The organism is Streptomyces sp. NRRL WC-3742 (genome assembly GCF_000720635.1).
In the GTDB taxonomy this organism is placed as follows: domain Bacteria; phylum Actinomycetota; class Actinomycetes; order Streptomycetales; family Streptomycetaceae; genus Kitasatospora.
Genome location: NZ_JOCF01000029.1, coordinates 1 through 24,115, shown reverse-complemented (window position 1 = coordinate 24,115; position 24,115 = coordinate 1). Strand labels below are relative to the sequence as shown.

Below are 24,115 nucleotides of genomic sequence, written 5' to 3'. Positions count from 1 at the left end.
ACGTCACCTCTCTCGTACCACCACGAATTCGGCGAGTGCGACGAAGTGCTCGCGCACCTCGTCGGTCATGGGCACCTCGTCCAGGGCGGCGAGGGCAGTCGTGTGCTGGCGTCGGGCCTCTTCCTGCGTCCAGGCCCGGCCGCCGGCGGCCTCGATGAGGGCGGCCCGGGCGGCGAGCTCGGACTCGCTCTCCTCGCCGCGGCCCTTCGGGTCGGCCAGTTCCCCGGCGAGGCGGCGCGAGGCCGCACCGCCCTCGGCCAGCGCCGCGGCGACCGGCAGGGACTTCTTGCGCTGGCGCAGGTCGCCCCAGTGCGGCTTGCCGGTGACCTCGGTGGCGCCCCAGATCCCGAGCAGGTCGTCCACCGCCTGGAAGGCCAGGCCCAGGTGGTGGCCGTAGCGCTGGAGCGCGTCGGAGACCTCGTCGTCCGCCCCGGCCAGGACGGCGCCGATCGCCGAGGCGGCGGCCAGCAGGGCGGCGGTCTTGCCCCCCTCCATCTCGAGGCACTCCGCGACCGTGACGCTGTCGCGCTGTTCGAAGGAGACGTCCATGGCCTGGCCGTCGATCAGGCGGCGGGTGGCCGTGGTGAGCAGCCGGACGGCCCGCGCGGCGTCGGCGGGGCTGGCGCCGCCGGTCTCACCGGCGTCGAGCAGCACCTCCGTGCCGAGCGTCGCCAGGGCGTCGCCGACCAGGATCGCCTGGGCCGGACCGAAGACCGTCCAGGCGGTGGCCCGGTGCCGTCGGGTCTCGTCACCGTCCATCAGATCATCATGGAGCAGGGAAAAGTTGTGCACCAGTTCAATTGCGACGCCCCCGGGCACCCCGGCCTCCGCGTCGGCGCCCGCGGCCCGCGCCGACAGCAGGGCCAGGGCCGGGCGCACGGCCTTGCCGCCGTCCCCCTCCACCGGCGTGCCGTCCCGGTCGATCCAGCCGAAGTGGTACGCCGCGACGGTGTCCATCGGTGCGGCCAAACGGGCGACCGCGCCGCGCAGCAGCGGGCCGCAGAGCGTACGGCTGCGGGCGAGCAGCTCCGGCACGGAGACCGGTTCGGCGTGCGCCGTGCCTGAGTCGGCGAAACCGGTACGAGACTCCACGTGCGTTCCCTCTCCCTCGTCCTGCCGAGCCGCCCCTGGCGGCCGGATGGCGGCGTTCTCGGCGCGGCCGGTGTCGGTGCGGATCGTGTCAGTACGGATCGTGTCAGTGCGGATCGCGGTGCGGATCGCGGCGCGGATCGTGTCGGGCCGAACGGTGTCGGTACGGCCGGTACTGCCCGGGTCGTCGCCGGTGCGCGGGCCCCTGGCTCTGGCAGGGTCCCCGGCGAGGGGGCCGGCCGTCACCGGGGCCACCTTCCGTCACCGGCGTCCACCGGCACCCGGGCGCCCTCGGCCGCGAGCGCCGCGTCGGCGGCGGCGTGGCCGCTGCGCACCGCACCCTCCATCGTCGCGGGCCAGCGGGTGGCCGTCCACGCGCCGGCGAGCAGCAGGCCCGGCACCTCGGTGCGGGCCCCGGGGCGCAGCGCCGCGGTGCCCGGGGCCGGGTCGAAGGTGGCGGTGCGCTCGCGGGTGACGAAGAAGTCCAGCACCTCGGCCCCGGCGGCGGCCGGCAGCAGCCGGGCCAGCTCGGGCAGGTAGCGCCGGCGCAGTTCGGCCACCGGCAGGTCGATCTCGTCCTGGACGGCGGACTGCGACAGCGCCAGGTACTGGGCGCCGGGGTGGGCCCGGCCCAGTTCGGTGCCGGCCAGGCCCGAGTGCGCGGTGCGGTCGAAGACCCACTGGACGGGCGAGCCGAGGGCGGCGAAGAAGGGCTGACGCATCAGCGTGCGGTCGTAGACCACGTGCACGTTGAGGATCGGCGCGGTGCCGAACCCGGCCAGCCGCTCCTGGTTGGGGACGGCCTTCGGCGGCAGCAGGGCGGCCGCGCTGTCCTGGGCGCCGGCGAGGACGACGGTGTCGGCGGTGAGCAGTTCGCCGTCCTCCAGGCGCAGGGCGTGCTGGGGGGCGCCGGGCTTGAGCTCCGCCACGCGGGCGCGCAGCAGCACCTTCACGCCGGCCCGCTCCAGCTCCTCCAGCGCCCGGTCGTGGTGGATCTCGCCGAGCGGGACGGCGGCGATACCGATGTCGGAGGCGCCCGGGTCGGAGAGCAGGCCCGTCTTGAACACCATCGCGGCCAGCGCCAGGGAGACCTGGTCGGCCCTGGCGTTGAGGGTGGCCACGCCCACGAGGTCCCACAGGGCGGCCGTGGTGGCGGCGTTCTGCCCGTGGCGGCGCAGCCAGTCGCCGAAGGAGATGTCGTCCAGCGCCGGGTCGTCCAGGTCCAGGCCCTTGAGGGCGAGCGCGCCGCGCACCACCCGGGCCCGGTCGGCGGGCGACAGGTGCGGGTAGCGGGCGAGGCTGCCCGCCAGGTGCAGCGGGACGGGCAGGGCGGCCCTGCGCAGCCGGCCGAGGGTGCGCACGGGCGCGCCCTCGGGGCCGGTGACGGACAGGACGGGGACGTCGAGGCGTTCCTGCAGACGGGTGAGCCGGGCCGCGCCGAGGCGTTCCAGCAGGCCCCGGTAGGCGGTGCAGCAGCGCAGGTAGACGTGCTGGCCGTTGTCGACGGTCAGCTCGCCGCGCTTGAAGGAGAAGGCCAGGCCACCGAGCCGGGGCCGGCCCTCGACGAGGGTGACCCGCCGGTCGGCCTCGGCCAGGCGCAGCGCCGCGGTGATGCCCGCGAGGCCCCCGCCGACCACCACGACGGCCGGGCGTGCGGCAGCGGCTCGCCCGGTCATCGGTCCTCCCCCTCGAAGTCGGTGGACCGCCCCGGGGCGGTCGCCCCGGTCGGCACGCGTGTGGTCGGCACGGCCCTGTCCGCCAGGGCTCTGCCCGGATGTGATTCCCCGCTGACACAGCGTGACAGAAGTGCGGTGAGAATCAAGAACGCCCCCCGGCGAGCCCGGAAAGCGCCACGTACGCCTTCTCCCAGCCGGGCAGGGAGACCCGCCCGCGCAGCACCGACTCGGGGTCCGCGGCGATCCGGCCGAGCAGCCGGTGGTAGATCCCGGCCATCGCGGCGGTGCAGGCGCGGCTGCGGCGGTCGAGCATCGGCAGCAGCCGCAGGCCCTCCTCGAAGGCGGCCTGGGCGCGGGCGGCCTCGAAGGCGACCAGGCCCGTGAAGTCCGCGCCGACGGGCGGCTTGGCCAGGGCGAAGCCCTGCTCGCAGCCGAACCGGACGAGGTCCTCGGTGGGCAGGTAGGTGCGGCCGGTGAGGGCGTCCTCGCGCAGGTCGCGCAGGATGTTGGTGAGCTGCAGGGCCAGGCCCAGGGTGTCGGCGTAGTGCCCGCCGCGCTCGAAGTCCTCGCAGCCGTAGACGCCGAGCGAGAGCCGGCCGATGGCACCGGCCACGCAGCGGCAGTAGACCTTGAGCTCCTCGTACGTCTGGTACTCGGCGCCCTTGAGGTCCATCTCGACGCCGTCGATCAGCTCGTCGAAGCCGCCGAGCGGGATCGGGAAGCGCCGGGCCGTGTCGGCCAGGGCGACCTTGATCGGGTCGGTGTCGTCCTCGGCGACCGTCCCGGCGCGGACCTCGTCGACCAGTTCCCGGGTACGCAGCAGCGCCTCGGCCTTGCGGTCGGCCGGAAGGTCCCCGTCGCCGATGTCGTCCACCCGACGGGCGAGCGCGTACAGGGCCGACATGGCCAGCCGCTTGGGCTCGGGCAGCAGCCGGATGCCGTAGCTGAAGTTGCGCGCCTGCAGGCCGGTCACCGCCTCGCAGTACCGGTATGCCGCCATGACCTGGGCCGACGCCAGTGGTGATGCCGCCACGCGGGCGTTCACCTTCCCTTCGCGAAGATTGCCGCCGCCTTCGCTGCGAGGCGGCGCTTGTCCGGCTTCGCCTGCCGGGCGAGCACGTCGTACCCGGCGTCCTCGACGGCCGCCAGGGCCGCGTAGCCGCCTGCGGTGAATCCCGCGAGGAGCAGTCGAAGCCTCCCCCGAACCGTACCTACCAATGGTGCGCCCCGGTCGAGCAGGGTGCGGGCCCGTTCGGTCTCGAAGGCGATCAGTTCCCGCACGGCCCCGTTCGCGGAGGGGGCCGCGAGGTCCTCCTCGGTGACGCCGAAGCGCTCGAGGTCCTCCTGGGGCAGGTAGATCCGGCCCGCGGCGAGGTCCTCGGCCACGTCCTGCAGGTGCTCGGCCAGCTGGAGGGCGGTGCAGATCGCGTCGGAGAGGGCGATGCGCTCGGGGGTGGAGAATCCGGCGATGGCCAGGACGAGGCGGCCGACCGGGTCGGCGGAGAGGGTGCAGTAACCGGCCAGGTCGTCGTAGGTGGCGTAGCGGGAGGTGGTCTGGTCCACCCGGTTGGCCTCGATCAGACGGCGGAACGGCTCGGGGGTGAGCGCGTGCCGGTCGACGACGGGGACGAGGCCGGCCATCAGCGGGTGGAGGGGCCGTTCGGCGCCCGCGGGGTGCAGGGCGGACTCGAAGACCCGGTCGAGGTCGCGCTCGAGCGCGTCGAGCAGGGAGAGCCGGAAGGCGGTCTCGGCCGGACTCGGCGGGCCGGACTGGGCCGAAGGGGTGGCGGGGGGTGCCTGGGCGGCTCCGAGGAGGGCGGCGGTGGCGCCCGGGTCGGCGAGGTCGCCGTCGCCGGCGTCGTCGACCAGCCGGGCGAAGCCGTAGACCGCCATCAGGTCGTCGCGCCAGGCCCCGGGCAGGAAGAACGGGGCGACCGGGAAGTTCTCGGCCGCCGCCTTCGCCAGGGTCTGGCCCGTGGGCGGGGTCTGCGGGGTTTCACTGGGCTGGGCCGAAGCCGACACTGCTGTCACTCCCCCGTTCTACACCGCTCGGTATGAGCGGTCCGACTCGGACACGCGTCCGAGCGCGGGCGCCACGTCCGACACACGAGCCTCGCACCCCGGGGCGCGCGGAGAAAGGGCGCCCCGCCCGGCGCACGGTGGCGCTCACCCCGCCGGAGGTACGGGCGGGGGCACAACGGGCGGGGGCACAACGACCAGGGGCCGGTCCCGGAGGGTTTCCGGGACCGGCCCCTGGTCAGGGCGGGGTTGCGCGGGGCTACGGGCGCTCGCCGCGCTCGTAGCGGCCGACGACCTCGTCGGTGGGGCCGTCCATGACCAGCTCGCCGTGCTCGATCCAGATCGTGCGCTCGCAGACCTCGCGGATCGAGTTGTTGTCGTGGCTGACCAGGAAGACGGTACCGGCGGAGGCGCGCAGCTCCTCGATCCGCTTCTTGCTGCGCTGCTGGAACGCCTGGTCGCCGGTGGCGAGGGCCTCGTCGATCAGCAGCACGTCGTGGGTCTTGGCGGCGGCGATGGAGAACCGCAGGCGGGCGCCCATGCCGGAGGAGTAGGTGCGCATCGGCAGGGAGATGAAGTCCCCCTTGTCGTTGATGCCGGAGAAGTCGACGATGTCCTGGTAGCGGGAGCGGACCTCGGCCGGGGACATGCCCATGGCCAGGCAGCCGAGGATGACGTTGCGCTCGCCGGTCAGCTCGTTCATCAGCGCCGCGTTGACGCCCAGCAGCGAGGGCTGGCCGTTGGTGTAGATGCCGCCCTTCTCGGTGGGCAGCAGGCCGGCGATGGCGGACAGCATGGTCGACTTGCCGGAGCCGTTGGAGCCGATCAGGCCGATCGCCTCGCCCTTGTAGGCGGTGAAGCTGACGCCGCGCACGGCGTGCACCTCGCGCACGCCGGCGGCGCGCCTGCGGCTGATGATGCGGCTCAGGGCCGAGGTGGCGCTGCCCTTGCCGGAGCCGGCGCCGTGCACCCGGTAGACGATGTGCACGTCGTCGACGACGACGGTGGGTTCGCGGGCGATGTCCACCGCCGGGACGGCGTCGCGCTTGCTCAGGTCGGTGTCAGCCACGGCCGTACTCCTCCTCGGCCTTCCAGAAGAAGACGTATCCGACGACGAACATCCCGACGCCCCACACGAGGCCGTAGGCCCACAGATGCGGCGGGAGCTCCTGGTGGGCGCTCTGGTGCTTGTCGTAGATGACCGGCGCGAACGCGTGGCGCAGCAGGTCCATGTAGACCGAGGCCGGGTTGGCGGCCACGATCTTCTGGATGATCGGCGCCCAGTGCTCGCTCTTGTCCTGGATGGGGAACATGACGCCGGACAGGAACATCCAGGCGCGCATCACGAACGGGATCAGCTGGGAGATGTCGCTGGTCCTGGCGCCGATCCGGGCGAACACCAGGGAGACGCCGGTGTTGAACAGGGTCTGCAGGATCAGCGCGGGGATGATCAGCAGCCAGGTCCGGCCCGGGGCGATCCCGGCGGACAGCACGGTGACGACCAGCACCACCATCGAGATCAGCAGCTGCTGGAGCTGGATGACCGTGAAGGCGATCGGCAGGCTGGCGCGCGGGAAGTGCAGCGCCCGGATCAGGCCGAGGTTGTCGGAGATCGCCCGGGTGCCGGACTGCACCGCGTTCTGGGTGAACTGGAAGACGAAGACTCCGATGCACAGCCACGCGATGTAGGTGTTGCCCGGGAAGCCGCGCTTGTTCGCCAGGATGACGCCGAAGACCAGGTAGAACACGCCGCAGTTGAGGAGCGGGGTGACGACCTGCCACAGCTGGCCGAGCTTGGCGTCCGTGTACTGGGCCACCAGTCGGGCGGTGGCGAAGGCCCAGATGAAGTGGCGCCGGGCCCACAGCTGCCTGGTGTAGGCGATCAGGCCGGGACGGGCGCCGCTCACCGACAGTCCGTACTTGTCCGCAAGCTGCTTGGGGGTCAATCCCGCGTCCGCCCCCGTGGGGGCTGAGAGGCTGACGGGTTCACTCACTGTCGACACATTCGTCCTTCACGCGGGATCGGTCGGGGCGGCCGGTCGGCGGGGGTCCGCCGGCCTTGCGCCGATGGGGATCCACTGGGATCACGGGAGAGAAGGGCCGGCGGGGGGCCACCGGCCGTGGCGATCGGTCGTCCGATCACGGATGGATCAGATGACCGGAGGGCGTCCCAGCCTGGTCAGTCGCCAAACGGTACGCCATCGCATGGGCCGACGGGGACCACCGGGTTCGCGCCAGCCCGCCCGGAATCCGCCCCACCAAGCCTTCAGCGCCTCCGGGGAGGGGCGTCGGGCCAGGGTCAGCAGGAACCAGGTTCCCAGATAGAGAGGCACCAACAGGGCCGGAAGGTTCCGCCTCGCGAGCCAGACCCTGTTGCGGGCCACGTTGTGGAAGTACGTGGCGTGCCGGGCGGGGGAGGTCGTCGGGTGGTGCAGGACGACGTCCGCCCGGTAGTCGATGGCCCAGCCGGCGTCCAGCGCGCGCCAGGCGAGGTCGGTCTCCTCGTGGGCGTAGAAGAACTCGCCGGGCAGCTGCCCGGCGTTCTCGAACACCTTGCAGCGCACGGCGCTGGCGCCGCCGAGGAAGGTCGTCACCCGGGAGGAGCGCAGCGGGTCGCTGGCGCGCAGCCGGGGGACGTGGCGGCGCTGGGTGACGCCGGTGTCCGGGTCGGCGATCCGGAAGGAGACGATGCCCAGCTCCGGGTCGGCGGTGAACGCCTCGCGCAGTAGGCGGGCCGAGTCGGTGCGCGGCAGGTGCCCGTCGTCGTCCAGGAAGAGGACGGCGTCGACGTCCCGGCCGTCGGGGCCGAACAGCTCGATGCCCACGTTGCGTCCGCCGGGGATGCCGAGGTTCTCGGGCAGCTCGACGGTGCGCACGCCCTCGGGCAGCGGGGGCAGCGGGGCGCCGTTGGCGACGACGGCCAGTTCGACGGCCGGGCCCTCCTGGGCGCGGACGGACTCGATCAGGGCGTTGAGCTCGGCGGGCCGGTTGCCCATCGTGATGATCACGGCGCCGAGGCGGAAGGCGTCCGCAGTGGCCGGGGCGCTCATCGCAGCCTGCTCGAGAGGACGATGCTCAGCAGGTGCAGCACGGTCTGGAGCATGGCGATCGCCGCCAGGACCACGACCGCGAGGCGGGTGAACAGCAGCCCGCCGTGGACGGCGTCGGCGACGCCGGCGGCCAGGATGAGCAGCGACGCCTCGACGGCGCCGACCAGGCGGTGGAACTTGAGGAAGGCGGCGGCGCGGCGGGCCCGGGCGACCGAGGCCGAGCGGGGCACGGAGGCGCTGTCCTCGACGGCCGTCAGGCCGCTGCGGGCGCGGGCCACGTCCACCAGGTCCGTCTCGGACTTGATGAGGATCGCGCCGAGGGCGGCCAGGGTGCCGAGGAAGGCCCACTCCCAGTGGGAGCCGGCGCCCTCGCGGTGGAACAGGTCGGTGGCGCGCAGGCCCAGGCCCGTCAGCAGGGCCGCCTCGGACATGTAGTGGCCGACGCGGTCGAGGTAGACGCCGGTGAGCGAGGTCTGGCGGCGCCAGCGGGCCACCTCCCCGTCCACGCAGTCCAGCAGCAGGTAGACCTGGATCAGCAGGGCGCCCAGGATCGCGCCGGTCAGGCCCGGCAGGACGAGGGCCGCGCCGGCGAGGACGCCGGTGAGCATCATCAGGTAGGTCAGGCCGTTGGGCGTGATCGCCGTCATGGTGGAGAGCACGCGGGTGATCCGCAGCGAGATCTTCCGCATGTAGAGGCGCCCGGCCCAGTGCTCGGCGCTGCGGCGCTGGAGCATGCCCTCCGGGTGGATCACCGCGCGCAGCTCCTCGATCGAGGGCCGGCGGGTCAGGTCGACCGGGGGCGGTGCGGCGCCCGCGGTGGAGGGGTCAGCTGTTGACGGCTTGGACATAGTCGGCGTACGCGTCCCTGATCGCGGAGGGGGAGAGGTCGAGGTGTTCCAGGATGGTGAAGCGCCCCGGTCGGGTGTTCGGAGCGTAGTGCACCGCTTCGGTGAACTCCGCATCCGTGAAGCCGATTTGAGCTGCGGTCACCGGCAGGCCGTGGCGCGCCAGGCGTTCCACGATCAGACCGGACAGCTCGCGTTCGCCCCGCAGGAAGCTGGCGAACGCCGCGCCGAGGCCGACCTGTTCGCCGTGCTGGGCGGAGCGCTTGGGGTGCAGCACGTCCAGGGCATGCGAGATCTCGTGACAGGCGCCCGAGGAAGGCCGGGTGCTGCCAGCGATGTTCATCGCGATGCCGGACAGTACCAGGGCTTCGGCCAGGGCCGTCAGGAGGTCCTGGTCCTGCGTGCTCCCCGGGTGCCGCAGGAGGTTCTCGCCGGCCGAGCGGGCCATCGCCACCGCCAGTCCGTCCACCGGCTCGCCGGTGACGGCGTGTGACAACTCCCAGTCGGCGCAGGCGGAGATGTTGGAGACGACGTCCCCTATGCCGGCCGCGACGAAGCGCTGCGGCGCCTGCCGGATCACGTCGAGGTCGACGACGATGCCGATCGGGCTGGGCACCCCGTAGGAGCCGCGGCCGGCGTCGTTGTCGAGGGTGGAGACGGGCGAGCAGATGCCGTCGTGGGCCAGGTTGGTGGCCACGGCGACGATCGGCAGGCCCACGCGGGCGGCGGCGTACTTGGCGGCGTCGATGATCTTGCCGCCGCCCAGGCCCACGATCGCGTCGTAGTGGCCGCCGCGCATCGACTCGGCCAGGCTGACGGCGCTGTCGAGGCTGCCGTCGTCCACGTTGTACCAGTCGGCGCCGGGCAGGGCCGGCTCCAGGCGGCGGCGCATGGCCGTGCCGGAGCCGTTGCTGATCGCCACCGCGATCCGGCCCAAGGCCGACAGCCTCTGGTCGGCGAGGATGCCGCCGAGCGCGTCCAGGGCGCCCGGGCGGATCTCGACGAAGAGCGGCGACGGGACGAGTCGGGTCAGTACCGGCACGCGATCTCCCGCGCCTTCGCCAGGTCGTCGTGGTTGTCGACCTCGACCCAGGAGACCTCGCCGATGGGCTGCACGTCGATGCGCAGGCCCCGGTTCACCATCTCCTGGTAGCCGTCCTCGTAGTACAGCTGCGGGTCGCGCTCGTAGGTGGCGCGCAGCGCGTCGGTGAGGTCGGCGGCGGCGGAGGGGTTGATCACGGTGACGCCGATGTACTCGCCAGTGGCCTCGGCCGGGTCCATCAGCTTGGTGATGCGGCGCATGCCGGCGGCCGGGTCGACGACGACCTTCATCTCCTCGTCGGCGAGCTTCTTCACCGTGTCGAGGGCGAGCAGGATGCCGGGGGCGCGGCCGGCCTCCTCCAGCCGGCGGTTGCCCTCGAGCATGGTCCGCTGGACGGAGGCGGGGTGGACGGTGTCGCCGTTGGCGAGCAGGAGGCCCTCGGCGAACAGCTCGCGGGCGCACCAGAGGGAGTAGGCGTTGTTCCACTCCTCGGCCTTGTCGTTCTCGACCAGGTGGAGCTTGACGCCGTACTTCGCCTCGAGGGCGTCCTTGCGGTCGTACACGGCCTCCTTGCGGTAGCCGACGACGATCGCGGCCTCGCGCAGGCCGACCTCGGCGAAGTTGCGCAGGGTGAGGTCCAGGACGGTCCGCTCCCCGTCGACCGGCACCAGCGCCTTGGGCAGGGCGTCGGTGTACGGGCGCAGCCGGCGGCCGGCGCCGGCTGCGAGAACGAGGCCGATCATGCGGGGTCTCCTGATCCGTCGTGCGGTGCACAGGGGGGTGTGCCGAGGGACACCGGTGCCGCTTCGCCCGACCGGGCGGCGGCGCGCCCGTACGGGCGCGGATGCGGTCACCGCGTCGTATGCGATGGTAGGCGACCCGGGCGACCGGCCGGAACGCGGCCGGGGGCGTCGCGACGGGCGGGCGGGGCGCCGGCGACGGGCGGGCGACGGGTCGGCAGCGGGGCGATTCCGGGTCGGCGGCGGGGCGGTGGCAGGGCGGCGGCAGGGCGGCGGCCCGAACGGAATTCGAACGTTAATCGTATGGATCTTCGAAGGAAATCCGGCGTTCGGGGGAAGGTTCCGCCCGTCTCTGCACGGACCGAAACTCCTCCGGGTCATGATCCGCCCGATTGTGCGTGTGGCCGGTGCCGGGCACCACCCATACGGCACACTTGACCCCCGGTGACGGCGCCGGCACCCCCCGCCGCGTCCGCCGCGCCCGGCCGGTCCGCCGGGCGCGTTCCGCTTGGTCCCGCTCCTGGTCCCGCTCCCGAAAGAGGCCCCATGCCCCCCCAGAGTCTGCCGACCGACCCGACGCACTTCGCAGCGGAGATCGACACCGGTCTCGACGTGGAGACCGATGTCTCGGTGGCTGCCACCTCAGGTGCGGGCACCGAGATCCTGCTGGAGCTCGTCGACGACGAGGGCGTCACGATCGGCACCGGCGAGAAGCTCTGGGCCCACCAGCAGCCGGGCCGGCTGCACCGGGCGTTCTCGGTGTTCCTGTTCGACCGCCAGGGCCGGCTGCTGCTCCAGCGCCGGGCGCTGGGCAAGTACCACTCCCCCGGCGTCTGGTCGAACACCTGCTGCGGCCACCCGTACCCGGACGAGCCGCCCTTCGTCGCCGCCGCGCGCCGCACCGCCGAGGAGCTGGGCGTCGCGCCGGCGCTGCTGTGCGAGGCCGGCACGGTGCGCTACGACCTGCCGGACGAGGCGTCCGGGCTGATCGAGCGGGAGTGGAACCACCTGTTCGTCGGGCTGGTCACCGCGCCGGTGGTGCCGGACCCGGACGAGGTGGACGACTTCGCCTTCGTGACCGCGCAGGAGCTGCGGGAGCTGCGGGCCGAGCGGCCGTTCTCGGTGTGGTTCGAGACGGTCTTCGAGGCGGCGCTGCCGGGCATCCGGGAGATCGCCGGGCGGGACTGGTAGGTCGTCCGGCAGGTCGTCCGACGCCGTCCGCCAGCCGTCCGTGAGCCCGTCCGCCAGGCCGCCCGTCAGTCCTCGGGCTCCGGGGGGACGGGCAGCGAGGCCCAGATCACCTTGCCGCCCTCCCCCGTCCGCTCCACGTCGCAGACCCCGCCGGCCTGCAGGGTCACGCTCTTGACCAGCAGCAGGCCCCGCCCGCCGGTGCGGCCGGTGTCGCTCTCCTGCGCCTTGGGGTGGTGCGGGTCACCGTCCTCGACGGAGACCCGTACCCAGCCCCGGCGCACGCTCAGCTCGGTGGTGACCTGGGGGGTCATCTCGGCGGCGTGCGTCACCGCGTTGCCCACCAGCTCCGAGACGATCAGCAGCAGGTCGTCCACCAGCTCCTGGTAGCGCACCCCCGTCATGCCCTGGGCGAGCAGCCGGTCCCGTACGGCGTGGCGCGTGAGCGGCACCGACGCCTGCTCGGCGGGCACCGGGAAGCGCCAGACTCCCTCGACCGGTCCGGACGGCCCGGCGGGCGCGCGGCGCCGGCCGCCGGGTCTCGGCTCGGCCTTCGCCGCCCCGCTGATCTGCTCCACGTCCAGCCGCCCTTCGTCCGCGACCCGGGAACCGTCCGGGAACCAGGCGTTCCACTCGGGGCGCCCTTGGTGCACAGAGGCTAGGAGAGCGGCCCCCGCAGCCGTGGCACCGGCGACAAGTTGCCCGTGTCGGACCGGTTGTGTCCGGAACCGATCGCGCGCACCACTGAAGTCGACCGCTTGCTTCGCGCTCCGCACCGCTTCGGCCCGTTTTCGAGCACGTTCGCGAGCCGTCCCACCCACCCCGGGCGCCCCGACCGTCCCCACCGGCGGAAACGCTGGTGAGGACCACTCCGGAACCCTGGTAATGTTCTCTCTGTCGCCGAGGGGGCGAACAGAAAGTCCCCGAAGCACACACCCCGTCCGGGTGGCGGAATGGCAGACGCGCTAGCTTGAGGTGCTAGTGCCCTTTATCGGGCGTGGGGGTTCAAGTCCCCCCTCGGACACAGCCGAATTCCCCGTGGAATCCCCCAAGGAATCCACGGGGAATTTTTCGTTTCCCGCCGCAGCCCCGTGACCTACCGCGCACCGGGCCGCTTCGTCGTTCGAAAAGTTCGGACACGAGATGGCAACGATCGAGCCGTTTGAGCTTCCCATGAGGTATTCGCCCGATTTCGGCCCATAGGCTGCTTTCCGTTTGCCCCGAACAGGCGGGCAAATCCGTAGAAAAACGACTCCACCCGATGGACCACGAGCGAGGGGACCGATACGTTGAGTGAGCCCGACACGTCGACGGCGTCACACAAGAACTACCGCCGGTCCCTCGGCACGATCAGCCTCACGGCCGTCGGGCTCGGGTCGATCATCGGGTCGGGGTGGCTCTTCGGCGCCGAGCGCGCCGCCAAGCTGGCCGGCCCCGCGTCGATCCTCGCCTGGGTCATCGGGGCCGCGGTGGCACTGACCATCGCGCTCACCTACAGCGAGCTCGGCTCGATGTTCCCCAAGGCCGGCGGCATGGTCCGCTACGGCCAGTACTCGCACGGCTCGCTGGCGGGCTACCTGGCCGCCTGGGCCAACTGGATCGCCATCGTCTCGGTGATCCCCGGCGAGGCCACCGCCTCCGTCCAGTACATGAGCTCCTGGGACTTCGGCTGGGCCAAGGGGCTGTACGACGGCAAGGAGCTGACCCTCAGCGGGGTCGGGCTGGCCAGCGTGCTGCTGCTCGTCTACTTCGCGCTGAACTGGTTCGCGATCACGCTGTTCGCCAAGACCAACACCGCGATCACCGTCTTCAAGGTCGTCGTGCCGACGCTGACCGCCGGCGCGCTGCTGCTCGCCCACTTCGACACCGCCCACTTCACCGACCACGGCGGCTTCGCGCCGAACGGCTGGAGCGCGGTGTTCACCGCCGTCGCCGTCTCCGGCATCGTCTGGGCCTTCAACGGCTTCCAGTCCCCGCTGAACATGGCCGGCGAGGCCCGCAACCCCGGCAAGTCCCTGCCGAAGGCCGTCATCGGCTCGATCCTCATCGCCCTGGTCATCTACGTGGCGCTGCAGATCGCCTTCCTCGGCGCGATCCCCGCCGCGGACCTCTCGGGCGGCTGGAGCAGCCTGTCCTACACCTCGCCGCTGGCCGACCTGGCCATCGCCTGGGGCATCAACTGGCTGGCGATCCTGCTCTACGCGGACGCGTTCATCTCGCCCTCCGGCACCGGCATGATCTACGCCGCCACCACCTCGCGCATGATCCACGGCGTGCAGGAGAACGGCCACCTGCCCAAGCTCTTCGGCCGGGTCGACGCCAAGACCGGCATCCCGCGCCCCGCGCTGGTGCTCAACCTGGTCGTCGCCTTCGGCTTCCTCGCCGTCTTCCGCGGCTGGGGCTCGCTCGCCGAGATCGTCTCGGTGGCCACCGTCATCTCGTACATCACCGGCCCCGTCGCCGTGATGTCGCTGCGCCGCCTCGCGCCCGACCTGCCCCGGCCGGTGAAGCTGCGGGCCATGCCGGTGATCGCGCCCGTCGCCATGGTCTTCGGCTCGCTGGTGCTCTACTGGGCCCGCTGGCCGCTCACCGGCAAGGTCATCCTGCTGATGGCCGCCGGCGTGCCGATCTGGGCCTGGTACGAGCTGCGCAAGCCGCTCGCCGAGCTCAAGCCGCACCTCAAGGCCGGCGCCTGGATGGTGGCCTACCTGTTCGTCATGGCCGGCGTCTCCTGGGCCGGCAGCAAGGACTTCGGCGGCAACGGGCGCCTGCCCGAGGGCTGGGACATGCTGATCGTGGCCGGCATCGGCCTGGCGTTCTACTACTGGGGCGTCGCCAGCGCCTGGGCGAACCCCTCGCTGGCCGAGGTGCGCCGGGAGATCGAGGAGGCTCAGGCCGCCGAGGCGGCCGAGGCGGCCCCGGTCGACGCGGTCGTGGGCGCGGGCGCGGGCGCGGCTTCGCAGCGGAGCTGACACCCGGGTACGTGAGAAGGGCCGGTCGGCCCCTGCACTGTCAGGGGCCGACCGGCCCTTTCGCGTACCCGGCGCTCGGACATCGACCCTTGCGCGCACCGGCCCCGGGCGCCTTGACTGGCCGTCAACCAGCAGCGGTAGTTGAAGAGACGGCTGATCGGACGAGAGGACCAGCGGTGCAGCAGCACGCGGAGCACGCCGGGTACGCGGAGCACGGCGACCAGTACATCGACGGTGCCTGGCGGCCCTCCCGGGACGCCGGGGCGATCACCGTGCTGAACCCGGCCACCGAGCAGGTGCTCGCGAGCGTGCCGGCCGGCGGGGCCGCCGACGTGGACGCCGCGGTGGCCGCGGCCCGCCGGGCGGCACGGGCCTGGGGCGCCACCGCGCGGGAGGAACGGCTCGCCCCGCTGACCCGGCTGCGGGACGGGCTCGCCGCCGCGCAGGAGGAGATCACCGCGACGGTCGTCGCCGAACTCGGCGCCCCGGTCGGTTTCGCCGCGGCCGTCCACGCCGGGCTGCCGCTGACCGTGGCCGGGTCCTACCTGGCGCTGCTGGCCGAGCACCCCTTCGAGGAGCGGATCGGCAACTCGGTGGTGCTCGCCGAGCCGGCCGGGGTCGTCGCGGCGATCACGCCGTGGAACTACCCGCTGCACCAGATCGTGGCCAAGGTCGTCCCGGCGCTGGCGGCCGGCTGCCCGGTGGTGCTCAAGCCCGCCGAGGACACCCCGCTGGTGGCCCGGCTGTTCGCCCGGCTGGTGCACGAGGCGGGCTTCCCCGCCGGGGTGTTCAACCTGGTGACGGGCACCGGCACGGAGGCCGGGGCGGCGCTGATCGCGCACCCGGGAGTCGACCTGGTCTCCTTCACCGGCTCCACCGGCGTCGGCCGGGAAGTGGCCGCGACGGCCGGGCGCGCCCTCAAGCGCGTCGCCCTGGAGCTGGGCGGCAAGTCCGCCAACGTGGTGCTGCCGGGCGCGGACCTGGCGCGCGCGGTGAACGTCAACGTCGCCAACGTGTTCGCCAACTCCGGCCAGACGTGCAGCGCGTGGACGCGGCTGCTGGTGCACGAGGACCGGTACGAGGAGGCGGTGGAACTCGCCGCCGAGGCGTGCGCCAAGTACGTGCCGGGCGACCCGGCCGACCCGCGGACCCGGATAGGGCCGCTGGTCAACGCCGAGCAGCTGGCGCGGGTGCGCAGGTACCTCGACGGCGCGCTGGCCGAGGGCGCCCGGCTGGTCGTCGGCGGCTCCGAACCCGTCGAGGGCCTGCCCACCGGCTACTACGTCCGCCCGACCGTACTCGCCGACGTGACACCGGAGATGACCGTCGCCCAGGAGGAGATCTTCGGGCCCGTCCTGGTCGTCCTGCCCTACCGGGACAAGGACCACGCCGCCGAACTCGCCAACGGCACGCCGTACGGCCTGGCCGGGGGCGTCTGGGCCGCCGACACCGAGACCGCCGCCGCCTTCGCCCGCCGGCTCGACACCGGGCAGGTGGACCTCAACGGCGGGCGCTTCAACCCGCTGGCGCCGTTCGGGGGTTACAAGAGCTCGGGCCTCGGGCGGGAGCTGGGGCGGCACGGGCTGGAGGAGTTCCTCACCTACAAGTCGCTGCAGTACTGAGGGGGTTGGGGCCGGGGCGGGTTCATCTCCCGCCCCGGCTTCCTGGGCCCGTCAGGCTCCTGGGTCGAGACCCCTGTGACTCAGGCTCCTGGGTCGGTCAGACCCCCTGTGACTCAGGCTCCCGGGCCGGTCAGGCCAGGTCGACGCCCGGGTAGAGCGGGAAGGGCGCGAGCAGGTCGGCGGCGCGCTTGGCGACGCCCTCGCTGACGGTCGCCTCCAGGGTGTAACCCGCCTTGGAGGCAGCGCCGTTGGCGGTGGTGGTCGGGGTGGCGGCGCGAAGGACGGTGTCGATGAGGCCCGCGATCTCGTCCATCTCGGTGGCGCCCAGGCCCCGGGTGGTCAGCGCCGGGGTGCCCAGGCGCACGCCCGAGGTGTACCAGGCGCCGTTCGGGTCCTGCGGCACGGAGTTGCGGTTGGTGACGATGCCCGAGTCCAGCAGCGCCGCCTCGGCCTGACGGCCCGTCAGGCCGTGGCCGGAGACGTCGGCGAGCACGAGGTGGTTGTCGGTGCCGCCGGTCACCAGCGCGGTGCCGCGGCTCAGCAGGCCCTCGGCGAGCGCCCGGGCGTTGTCCACCACGGCCTGCGCGTACGCCCGGAACTCGGGACGGCGGGCCTCGGCGAAGGCGACCGCCTTGGCGGCCATCACGTGGGAGAGCGGGCCGCCCAGCACCAACGGGCAGCCGCGGTCCACGTGTTCGGCCAGCTCGGCGGTGCTCAGCACCATGCCGCCACGCGGGCCGCGCAGGGACTTGTGGGTGGTCGTGGTGACGATGTGGGCGTGCGGGACCGGGTCGTAGTCGCCGGTGAACACCTTGCCCGCGACCAGGCCCGCGAAGTGCGCCATGTCGACCATGAGGGTCGCGCCGACCTCGTCCGCGATCTCGCGCATCTTCGCGAAGTCCACCCGGCGCGGGTAGGCGGAGTAGCCGGCGACCAGGATGAGCGGGCGGAACTCGCGGGCGCTCTCGCGCAGGGCGTCGTAGTCGATCAGGCCGGTGGCCGGGTCGGTGCCGTAGCTGCGCTGCTCGAACATCTTGCCCGAGATGTTGGGGCGGAAGCCGTGGGTGAGGTGGCCGCCGGTGTCCAGGGACATGCCGAGCATGCGCTGGTTGCCGAGCTCCTGGCGCAGCTGCGCCCAGTCCGCCTCGGTGAGGTCGTTGACGTTGCGGACCTTCGCCCGCTCCAGGGCGGGGCTCTCGACGCGCTGGGAGAGGACGGCCCAGAAGGCGGTGAGGTTGGCGTCGATGCCGGAGTGCGGCTGGACGTAGGCGTGGTCGGCGCCGAAGAGTTCGCGGGCGTGCTCGGCGGCGATCGTCTCGACGGTGTCGACGTTGCGGCAGCCGGCGTAGAAGCGGCGGCCGGCGGTGCCCTCGGCGTACTTGTCGCTGAGCCAGTTGCCCATGGCGAGCAGGACGGCCGGGGAGGCGTAGTTCTCGCTGGCGATGAGCTTGAGGGAGGCGCGCTGGTCCTCGATCTCCCGGCCGATGGCGGCCGCGATGCGCGGCTCGACCTCGGCGACGACGTCGAGGGCGTTGCGGAAGGCGGTGTTGGCGGCCGGGCCGGCGGCGGTGTGCGGGGCGGGAAGCGGGGATTGCTGGGCCATGGCGGTCTCCTGACGGCGATGCGGGCGGCCCAGGCGCTCGGCAACTTCAGGCGTGAGGATTCACGGGGCCGCTTCCCGATGGTCGATTCCATCCGTGCGCGCCAGTCGCGGCCCACCGGGATCGTACCAATCCGGCGGGGGCTGTGGCGGAGGTCTCAGAATGCGGGACGGGAGGGGGATTCGGGGCTTATGTCCGTTCCTTGGATGTTCCCTGGATGTCCTCCCGTATCGGCGGTGTTGCGGCGAAACGAAGCCGCCACATTTCCCGAAACAATGCGGCAGGAATTCCCTCCGACCACCTCGGAGGGATTTGCCTGGCATCCGATGTATCCGATCTGATGTGGCCCGTGAGGCCGACGGGAAAACCCCAGAAGCCCCCACCGGAAATGCCCATCAGCGCACCCTCACCCATGGGGCGGCCGAGAATTCGGGGAGTACGCCTCTCATGGCAGTGGTCGACACCGTCCCAGATCCCACCACGCCCCCCGCCCCGGCCTCCGCGCCCGCCGCGTCCGCCGCGCCGGGCCTGCTGCGCCGGCTGCTGCGCGACCGGGTCGGCGCCGCCGCCCTCGCCGTCGTCCTGCTGTTCCTGCTGCTCGCCGCGGCGGCCCCGCTCGTCGCCTCGCTCTACGGCAGGAACCCGCTCGAGCACTACGGCCAGAACACCCCCGGCCTGCTCAGTGACGGCGGGCTGCCGATGGCCGCCAACGGCGGGATCTCGGGCGAGTTCTGGTTCGGCCTCGAGCCCGGGCTCGGGCGGGACGTCCTCACCCAGCTGCTGTACGGCATCCGCACCTCGCTGCTGATCGCGGGCGCCGCCGCCGTCGTGACCACCTCGATCGGGGTGCTCGCGGGCGTCGCGATCGGCTACCTCGGCGGGATCGCGGACCGGCTGTTCGGATTCCTGGCCAATGTGCTGCTCGCCTTTCCCACCCTGCTCCTGCTGCTGGCGCTCAGCCCGGTCATCCAGTCACGGCTGGTCGATCCGGGCAGCGCGGAGCCGGAATGGATGCAGTTCCTGGTGCTGATTCTCGTCTTCTCCGCGTTCGGCTGGATTCCGCTCGCGCTTTCCCTGCGGGCCACCGTCCGGTCGCTCCGGGAAAGGGATTTCGTGCAGTCCGCCCGGGCGCAGGGGGCGGGCCGCTACCACCTCGTCGTGCGCGAACTGCTGCCGAACGTCCGCTCGCAGCTGCTGGTGCACGCGACCATGGCCGTGCCGACCTTCGTGGCCTCCGAGGCCGCGCTGTCCTTCCTCGGCGTCGGCGTCACCGAGCCGGTGCCGGACTGGGGGCGGATGATCGCCCGCGGCTCGGAGGTCTTCCAGGCCGACCCGACGTACATGGTCTTCCCCGGCGTGGCGCTGCTGGTCTTCGTCCTCGCCTTCAACCTGCTCGGCGACGCCGTCCGGGACGTGCTCGATCCGCGTGCCGGCGGCCGCTGAATCGCCTTCGTTCCGTCCCTCGTTCCACCCCTCGTTCCACCCCTCGTTCCGCCCTTCCTTCAGTAGACCCCCGGCGCGATCCGCCGGGGCCGAGGAGAGATTCGCCATGCGCTGGACCAAACCGTCGCTCGCCGTCATCGCCACCGCCCTGCTGGCGACCTCCTGCTCGGCCGGCGCGAGCAACAGCGGCTCGGGCGGCGCCCAGGCCAAGGAGACCTCGCCGCTGACCGCCGCGCTCGGCACCGAGAAGGAGAGCGCGGGCCCCGCCCCGGCCGTGGCCGGAGCCCGGTCGGGCGGCACGGTCAACGTGTACAACGCCACCGAGTTCCGCCACCTGGACCCGCAGAAGGTCTACGCGGGCGCCACCTACAGCGCCTCCCTGCTCTGGGGGCGCCAGCTGACCCAGTACCAGGTCGTCGACGGCAAGGCCAAGCTGGTCGGCGACCTCGCCACCGACACCGGCACCTCGGCCGACGGCGGGCGCACCTGGACGTACAGGCTCAAGCAGGGCGTCGCCTGGGAGGACGGCAAACCGATCACCGCCCAGGACGTCAAGTACGGCATCGAGCGCACCTTCGGCAAGGGCTACGAGGTCGGCCCGCCGTACTGGCCGCAGTGGCTCACCGGAGAGGCCGGCTACGAGGCGGCGGTCGCCAAGTACGCGGGCCCGCAGTCCGGCGACCTCGCCGCGATCGAGACGCCGGACGAGCGCACCGTCGTCTTCCACTTCCCGCAGCCGCAGGCCGACGTGCCGTACATGGCCGCGCAGTCCTCCTCCGCCCCGGTGCGCCGGGACAAGGACACCGGCACCGACTACGACCGGCTTCCGTTCGCCACCGGCCCGTACCGGATCGCCGAGCACGTGCAGAACACCCGGATGGTGCTCGAGCGCAACCCGGCGTGGAAGGCCGAGACCGACCCGATCCGCAACCAGTACCCGGACAGGTTCGTCTTCACCTACGGCAAGGAGACGCTGAGCATCAACCAGCAGATCCTGTCCGGACGCGACGGCGGCGCCGACGCCACCACCGCCGCCGACACCCTCTCCCCCGAGCTGTACCAGAGCGCCGACACCGACCCGAAGGCCAAGGAGCTCGTCGTCTCCGGCCGCCAGGGCGCCTTCGTCACCCAGCTGGTCGTCAACAACGAGCGGGTGTCCGACGTCGCCGTGCGCAAGGCCCTCCACCTGGCCTACCCGCGCCAGCAGGCCCGGCAGGTCCAGGGCGGCTCCCGCACCGGCGAACTGGCCACCACCCTCAGCTCGCCCGCGCTCATCGACTGGCAGAAGTACGACCTGTACCCCGCCAGGCCCGAGGGCGACCCGGAGGCCGCCAGGGCCGAACTCGCCAAGGCCAAGCAGGCGCCCGCGAGCCTGACGTACGGGTACAAGAACACGCCGAACGGGCAGCGCGTCGCGCAGGTGCTCGTGGACGGCTTCGGCAAGGCGGGCATCACGGTCGTCCCCAAGCCGATCGATCCCAAGTCCTTCCTGGACGAGGTCCACCGCGCCGACTCGCCGTACGACCTGTTCGAGGAGACCTCCTCCGTCGACTGGCCGACGCCCTCCACCCTGATCCCCTTCTCCTTCGACGGCCGCGCCGGCGCCGACCTCAACGCGGCGCGCTACCGCAACCCCGAGGTGGACAAGGAGATCGACCGGATCAACCGGATCGGCGAGCCGCGCGCCAAGGCCAAGGAGCTGTACGCGCTGGAGCGGACGGTCATGAAGGACGTGCCGGTGCTGCCGTACGCGTACCCGACCGTCAACCAGCTGCGCGGCGCCAACGTGGGCGGGGCGTTCATCCACCCGATCTACGGGACGATCGGGCTGAGCTGGCTGTACCTGAAGTCCTGAGGTGCCCTTCGCCCGCTCCCGCGTCCGGTGTTCCCGGCGCGGGGGCGGGGCGCTCCTCCTGGCGGTCCCCTTGGCGCTCCTCTTGGCGCTCCTCCTGGCGCTCGTCCTTGCGCTCCCCTTGGCGCTCCTCCTGGCGCTCGTCCTCAGCCCCCGTCTCGTCGACCCCCGGATCGGCCATGCTCTCCTTCGCCCTGCGGCGCGTCCTCCAGGCACTCGCCGTCCTGGTCGCGGTCTCCGCCGCCGCCTTCGCCCTCTTCTACGCCGCGCCCGCCGACCCCGCCCGCGCCGCCTGCGGCCCGCGCTGCGACGCCGGACAGGTCGCGGCGGTGCGCCAGAGCATGGGCCTGGACCAGCCGCTGCTCACCCAGTACACCGACTACCTGAGCGGGGTCGTCGCCGGGCGGGACATCGGCGACGTCGACGGCTCGGTCATCCACTGCGACGCGCCGTGCCTGGGCTACTCCTACCGGCTGCACCAGCCCGTCACCGAGGCACTGGCCGACCACCTGCCCGTCACCCTCTCGCTGACCGCCGGGGCGCTCGCCGTGCTGGTGGTGCTGGGCCTGGGCACCGGGTTCGTCTCCGCGCTGCGCCACGGCCGGCGCACGGACCGGCTGCTCGCCGGCTTCACCCTGGTCGGGGCCAGCGTGCAGATCTACTTCCTCGGGTACGTCGCCCAGTGGGCGCTGGTGTACTCCACGGGCCTGCTGCCGCTGCCCTCGTACACCCCGCCGGCCGAGGACCTCGGGGCCTGGGCGGGCGGGATGCTGCTGCCCTGGCTGGTGCTCGGGTTCGTCAACTCGGCGGTGTTCGCGCGGCTTTCACGGGCGCAGCTGCTGGAGACCATGAACGAGGAGTACGTGCGCACCGCGCGGGCCAAGGGGCTCGGACGGCTGCGCGCCCACCTCAAGTACACCTCGCGCGGGGCGGCCGGGCCGCTGGTGCAGCTGCTCGGGCTGGAGGCCGGGGTGCTGCTGGGCGGGGCCGTGATCACCGAGACGGTGTTCGGGCTGAACGGGGTCGGGCGGTTCGCCGCCGAGGCCGTGGAGGGGCAGGACCTCCCGGCCGTGGTCGGCGCGGTGCTGCTGGCCGCCTGCTTCATGGTGCTGTTCGTCGCGCTGGCCGACCTGGCGGTGGCCTGGCTCGATCCGCGCATCCGCCTGAGCTGAGGGGAGTCGATCTCGATGAAGTCGCTTGATCTGTTGGGGAGTCGTTCGGGTTCGGGTTCGGGTTCGGGTTCGGGCTTCAGTACAGGCTCGGGTTCGGAGCCGGTGCTGAGCGTGCGGGACCTGACGGTGAGCTTCGCCGATCCGCGCGGCGGTGCGCCCGTGGCCGCCGTACGGGGCATCTCCTTCGACCTCGCACCGGGTGAAGTCCTGGGCCTGGTCGGGGAGTCGGGCTCGGGCAAGTCCACCGTCGGGCTGGCCGTGCTCGGCCTGCACGATCCGCGCACCACCACCGTCACCGGCTCGATCCGCCTGGACGGGCGGGAGTTGGTCGATGCCGGGGAGTCCGCGCTGCGCGAGGTGCGCGGGGGGCGGGCGGCGCTGGTCTTCCAGGACGCGCTGACCTCGCTCAGCCCGTTCCACGGCGTCGGCGCCCAACTCGCCGAGATGTACCGGCTGCACCATCCACGCTCCTCGCGCGCCGAGGCCCGGCGGCGGGCGGCGGCCATGCTCGACCGCGTCGGCATCGCCACCGCCCGGGCCGGCGACCACCCGCACCGGTTCTCGGGCGGCATGCGCCAGCGGGTGATGATCGCCATGGCGCTGATGAACGACCCGAGGCTGCTGATCGCGGACGAGCCGACCACCGCCCTCGACGCCCGGGTGCAGCGGCAGGTCCTCGACCTGCTGGAGGAGTTGCGGCGCGAGCACGGGACGGCCGTCCTGCTGGTCAGCCACGACCTGGGCGTGGTCGCCGGCCGGACGGACCGGACGCTGGTGATGCGCGGCGGCTCGCAGGTCGAGTCCGCGCCCACCGCCGAGCTGCTGGCCGCACCGCGCGAGCCGTACACCCGGGCGCTGGTGGGCGCGGCGCTGCGCCTGGACTCCGTACCAGGCAGTGTGCTGCCGACAGTTGACGCACCGTCACCTGCGGCGCGCTTCCGGGTGCGGGAGGCCGTGGCGCCGCCCGGACCGGACGGGCGGTGGCTGGTGGAGGTGGAGGACCTGTCCGTGCACTTCCCCGGGCGGCGGCGCCTTCCCTCGCTGCGCGCCGAGCCCGTACGGGCGGTGGACGGCGTCGGGCTGCGGATCGCGCCCGGGGAGACGCTCGGGCTGGTCGGCGAGTCCGGCTCCGGGAAGTCCACCACCGCGCGGGTCCTGGCCGGGCTGCAGGCGCCCACGAGCGGGCGGGTGCGCTACGACGGGCTGGACGTCACCCGACCGGACCGCGAGCTGCGCCGCCGGCTCAGCCGCGAGATCCAGCTGGTCTTCCAGGACCCGTACGCCTCGCTCAACCCGCGCCGCACCATCGGCCGGACGCTGGACACCCCGCTACGACTGCACACCCCGCTCGACGCGGCCGGGCGGCGGGAGCGGGCGGCGGAGCTGCTCGAGCGGGTCGGGCTCTCCCCCGACCACCTGGACCGCTACCCGCACGAGTTCTCCGGCGGGCAGCGCCAGCGGATCGGCATCGCCCGGGCGCTGGCGCCCGAGCCGCGGCTGATCATCGCGGACGAGCCGGTCTCCGCGCTGGACGTGTCGGTGCAGGCACAGGTGCTCAACCTGCTGATGGAGCTGCGCGAACGGCTGGACGTGGCCTTCCTGTTCGTCTCGCACGACCTGGCGGTGGTGCGGCACTTCTGCGACCGGGTGGCGGTGATGCACCGGGGGCGCCTGGTCGAGTCGACGGACCGGGACCGGCTGTTCGCGGCGCCGCACACGGCGTACACCCGGGAGCTGCTGGCGGCGGCCGCGCACTGAGCCGCGCGGGCGGGGCGGGGCCGGGCGGGGCCGGGCGGGGCCGGGC

General features: G+C 72.9%; 19 protein-coding genes, 1 tRNA gene and 1 riboswitch. Of the genes, 8 read left to right on the top strand and 12 right to left on the bottom strand.

Annotated elements, in window-relative coordinates; genetic code table 11:
• Nucleotides 1–3 precede the first annotated feature (3 nt).
• The 10 genes from IH61_RS0117480 to IH61_RS0117435 form a co-directional block, all read right to left on the bottom strand.
• Nucleotides 4–1,092: a polyprenyl synthetase family protein gene (locus tag IH61_RS0117480; RefSeq protein ID WP_051837312.1), complete on the bottom strand. Its 1,089-nt coding sequence runs from the start codon at nucleotides 1,090–1,092 to the stop codon at nucleotides 4–6.
• Between the two features lie 239 nt (nucleotides 1,093–1,331).
• Nucleotides 1,332–2,765, bottom strand: a complete 1,434-nt coding sequence (gene hpnE / locus IH61_RS0117475; protein ID WP_051837292.1) for a hydroxysqualene dehydroxylase HpnE — start codon at nucleotides 2,763–2,765, stop codon at nucleotides 1,332–1,334.
• Between the two features lie 142 nt (nucleotides 2,766–2,907).
• Nucleotides 2,908–3,765 carry a presqualene diphosphate synthase HpnD gene (gene hpnD / locus IH61_RS0117470; RefSeq protein WP_078911186.1) on the bottom strand — a complete coding sequence of 286 codons (858 nt, stop codon included), beginning with the start codon at nucleotides 3,763–3,765 and terminating at the stop codon, nucleotides 2,908–2,910.
• 41 nt (nucleotides 3,766–3,806) lie between these two features.
• Entirely contained in the window at nucleotides 3,807–4,796 is a 990-nt protein-coding gene (gene hpnC / locus IH61_RS0117465) for a squalene synthase HpnC (RefSeq protein ID WP_078911178.1), read from the bottom strand.
• A 247-nt stretch (nucleotides 4,797–5,043) separates the two neighbouring features.
• On the bottom strand, nucleotides 5,044–5,853 hold the full coding sequence (locus IH61_RS0117460) for an ABC transporter ATP-binding protein (RefSeq protein ID WP_234327220.1): 810 nt from the start codon (nucleotides 5,851–5,853) through the stop codon (nucleotides 5,044–5,046).
• Nucleotides 5,846–6,787 carry an ABC transporter permease gene (locus IH61_RS0117455; protein WP_031070685.1) on the bottom strand — a complete coding sequence of 314 codons (942 nt, stop codon included), beginning with the start codon at nucleotides 6,785–6,787 and terminating at the stop codon, nucleotides 5,846–5,848. Before IH61_RS0117455 ends, IH61_RS0117460 begins: the two co-directional genes overlap by 8 nt.
• A gap of 147 nt (nucleotides 6,788–6,934) precedes the next feature.
• Nucleotides 6,935–7,834: a glycosyltransferase family 2 protein gene (locus IH61_RS0117450; RefSeq protein ID WP_031070683.1), complete on the bottom strand. Its 900-nt coding sequence runs from the start codon at nucleotides 7,832–7,834 to the stop codon at nucleotides 6,935–6,937.
• Nucleotides 7,831–8,568: a CDP-alcohol phosphatidyltransferase family protein gene (locus IH61_RS0117445; RefSeq protein ID WP_199823339.1), complete on the bottom strand. Its 738-nt coding sequence runs from the start codon at nucleotides 8,566–8,568 to the stop codon at nucleotides 7,831–7,833. Before IH61_RS0117445 ends, IH61_RS0117450 begins: the two co-directional genes overlap by 4 nt.
• Before the next feature lie 91 nt (nucleotides 8,569–8,659).
• Entirely contained in the window at nucleotides 8,660–9,721 is a 1,062-nt protein-coding gene (locus IH61_RS0117440) for an iron-containing alcohol dehydrogenase family protein (protein WP_031070679.1), read from the bottom strand.
• Nucleotides 9,709–10,464, bottom strand: a complete 756-nt coding sequence (locus IH61_RS0117435) for a sugar phosphate nucleotidyltransferase (protein ID WP_031070676.1) — start codon at nucleotides 10,462–10,464, stop codon at nucleotides 9,709–9,711. Before IH61_RS0117435 ends, IH61_RS0117440 begins: the two co-directional genes overlap by 13 nt.
• A gap of 543 nt (nucleotides 10,465–11,007) precedes the next feature.
• On the opposite strand from IH61_RS0117435, the gene idi reads away from it, so the two are divergent.
• Entirely contained in the window at nucleotides 11,008–11,652 is a 645-nt protein-coding gene (idi, locus tag IH61_RS0117430; protein ID WP_078911177.1) for an isopentenyl-diphosphate Delta-isomerase, read from the top strand.
• Nucleotides 11,653–11,717: 65 nt separating this feature from the next.
• Here the strand turns inward: idi and IH61_RS0117425 are convergent, their stop codons facing one another.
• Complete coding sequence (locus IH61_RS0117425) at nucleotides 11,718–12,302, bottom strand: ATP-binding protein (RefSeq protein ID WP_324607604.1); 585 nt, start codon at nucleotides 12,300–12,302, stop codon at nucleotides 11,718–11,720.
• A 286-nt stretch (nucleotides 12,303–12,588) separates the two neighbouring features.
• Here IH61_RS0117425 and IH61_RS0117420 point away from each other — a divergent pair.
• The 3 genes from IH61_RS0117420 to IH61_RS0117410 all read left to right on the top strand — a co-directional run bounded on the left by IH61_RS0117420 (nucleotide 12,589) and on the right by IH61_RS0117410 (nucleotide 16,243).
• A tRNA-Leu gene (locus IH61_RS0117420) sits at nucleotides 12,589–12,673 on the top strand.
• 265 nt (nucleotides 12,674–12,938) lie between these two features.
• Nucleotides 12,939–14,621, top strand: coding sequence for an APC family permease (locus IH61_RS0117415; RefSeq protein WP_031070670.1), 1,683 nt, complete (start codon nucleotides 12,939–12,941; stop codon nucleotides 14,619–14,621).
• 176 nt (nucleotides 14,622–14,797) lie between these two features.
• Complete coding sequence (locus IH61_RS0117410) at nucleotides 14,798–16,243, top strand: aldehyde dehydrogenase family protein (protein ID WP_051837289.1); 1,446 nt, start codon at nucleotides 14,798–14,800, stop codon at nucleotides 16,241–16,243.
• A 130-nt stretch (nucleotides 16,244–16,373) separates the two neighbouring features.
• Here the strand turns inward: IH61_RS0117410 and IH61_RS0117405 are convergent, their stop codons facing one another.
• Complete coding sequence (locus tag IH61_RS0117405; protein WP_031070667.1) at nucleotides 16,374–17,846, bottom strand: glycine hydroxymethyltransferase; 1,473 nt, start codon at nucleotides 17,844–17,846, stop codon at nucleotides 16,374–16,376.
• Between the two features lie 20 nt (nucleotides 17,847–17,866).
• A riboswitch (ZMP/ZTP riboswitch) is annotated at nucleotides 17,867–17,965 on the bottom strand.
• A gap of 326 nt (nucleotides 17,966–18,291) precedes the next feature.
• Here IH61_RS0117405 and IH61_RS0117400 point away from each other — a divergent pair.
• The 4 genes from IH61_RS0117400 (at nucleotide 18,292) to IH61_RS0117385 (ending at nucleotide 24,069) form a co-directional block, all read left to right on the top strand.
• Nucleotides 18,292–19,287 (top strand): ABC transporter permease, encoded by a 996-nt coding sequence (locus IH61_RS0117400; protein ID WP_031070664.1) that lies wholly within the window; start codon nucleotides 18,292–18,294, stop codon nucleotides 19,285–19,287.
• A gap of 106 nt (nucleotides 19,288–19,393) precedes the next feature.
• Nucleotides 19,394–21,142, top strand: a complete 1,749-nt coding sequence (locus tag IH61_RS0117395; protein ID WP_031070663.1) for an ABC transporter substrate-binding protein — start codon at nucleotides 19,394–19,396, stop codon at nucleotides 21,140–21,142.
• A 176-nt stretch (nucleotides 21,143–21,318) separates the two neighbouring features.
• The gene (locus tag IH61_RS0117390) at nucleotides 21,319–22,311 is read left to right on the top strand and encodes an ABC transporter permease (RefSeq protein ID WP_031070662.1); all 993 of its coding nucleotides are present in this window, start codon (nucleotides 21,319–21,321) and stop codon (nucleotides 22,309–22,311) included.
• Between the two features lie 102 nt (nucleotides 22,312–22,413).
• Nucleotides 22,414–24,069: a dipeptide ABC transporter ATP-binding protein gene (locus IH61_RS0117385; RefSeq protein WP_234327219.1), complete on the top strand. Its 1,656-nt coding sequence runs from the start codon at nucleotides 22,414–22,416 to the stop codon at nucleotides 24,067–24,069.
• Nucleotides 24,070–24,115 lie beyond the last annotated feature (46 nt).

Bases quoted from the DNA above. Each gene is read 5' to 3' on its own strand.
- IH61_RS0117400 (WP_031070664.1), top strand. From the start codon at position 18,292: ATGGCAGTGGTCGACACCGTCCCAGATCCCACCACGCCCCCCGCCCCG.
- hpnD (WP_078911186.1), bottom strand. From the start codon at position 3,765: ATGGCGGCATACCGGTACTGCGAGGCGGTGACCGGCCTGCAGGCGCGC.
- IH61_RS0117450 (WP_031070683.1), bottom strand. From the start codon at position 7,834: ATGAGCGCCCCGGCCACTGCGGACGCCTTCCGCCTCGGCGCCGTGATC.
- IH61_RS0117445 (WP_199823339.1), bottom strand. From the start codon at position 8,568: ATGCTCCAGCGCCGCAGCGCCGAGCACTGGGCCGGGCGCCTCTACATG.
- idi (WP_078911177.1), top strand. From the start codon at position 11,008: ATGCCCCCCCAGAGTCTGCCGACCGACCCGACGCACTTCGCAGCGGAG.
- IH61_RS0117405 (WP_031070667.1), bottom strand. From the start codon at position 17,846: ATGGCCCAGCAATCCCCGCTTCCCGCCCCGCACACCGCCGCCGGCCCG.
- IH61_RS0117390 (WP_031070662.1), top strand. From the start codon at position 21,319: ATGCTCTCCTTCGCCCTGCGGCGCGTCCTCCAGGCACTCGCCGTCCTG.
- IH61_RS0117395 (WP_031070663.1), top strand. From the start codon at position 19,394: ATGCGCTGGACCAAACCGTCGCTCGCCGTCATCGCCACCGCCCTGCTG.
- IH61_RS0117435 (WP_031070676.1), bottom strand. From the start codon at position 10,464: ATGATCGGCCTCGTTCTCGCAGCCGGCGCCGGCCGCCGGCTGCGCCCG.
- hpnE (WP_051837292.1), bottom strand. From the start codon at position 2,765: ATGACCGGGCGAGCCGCTGCCGCACGCCCGGCCGTCGTGGTGGTCGGC.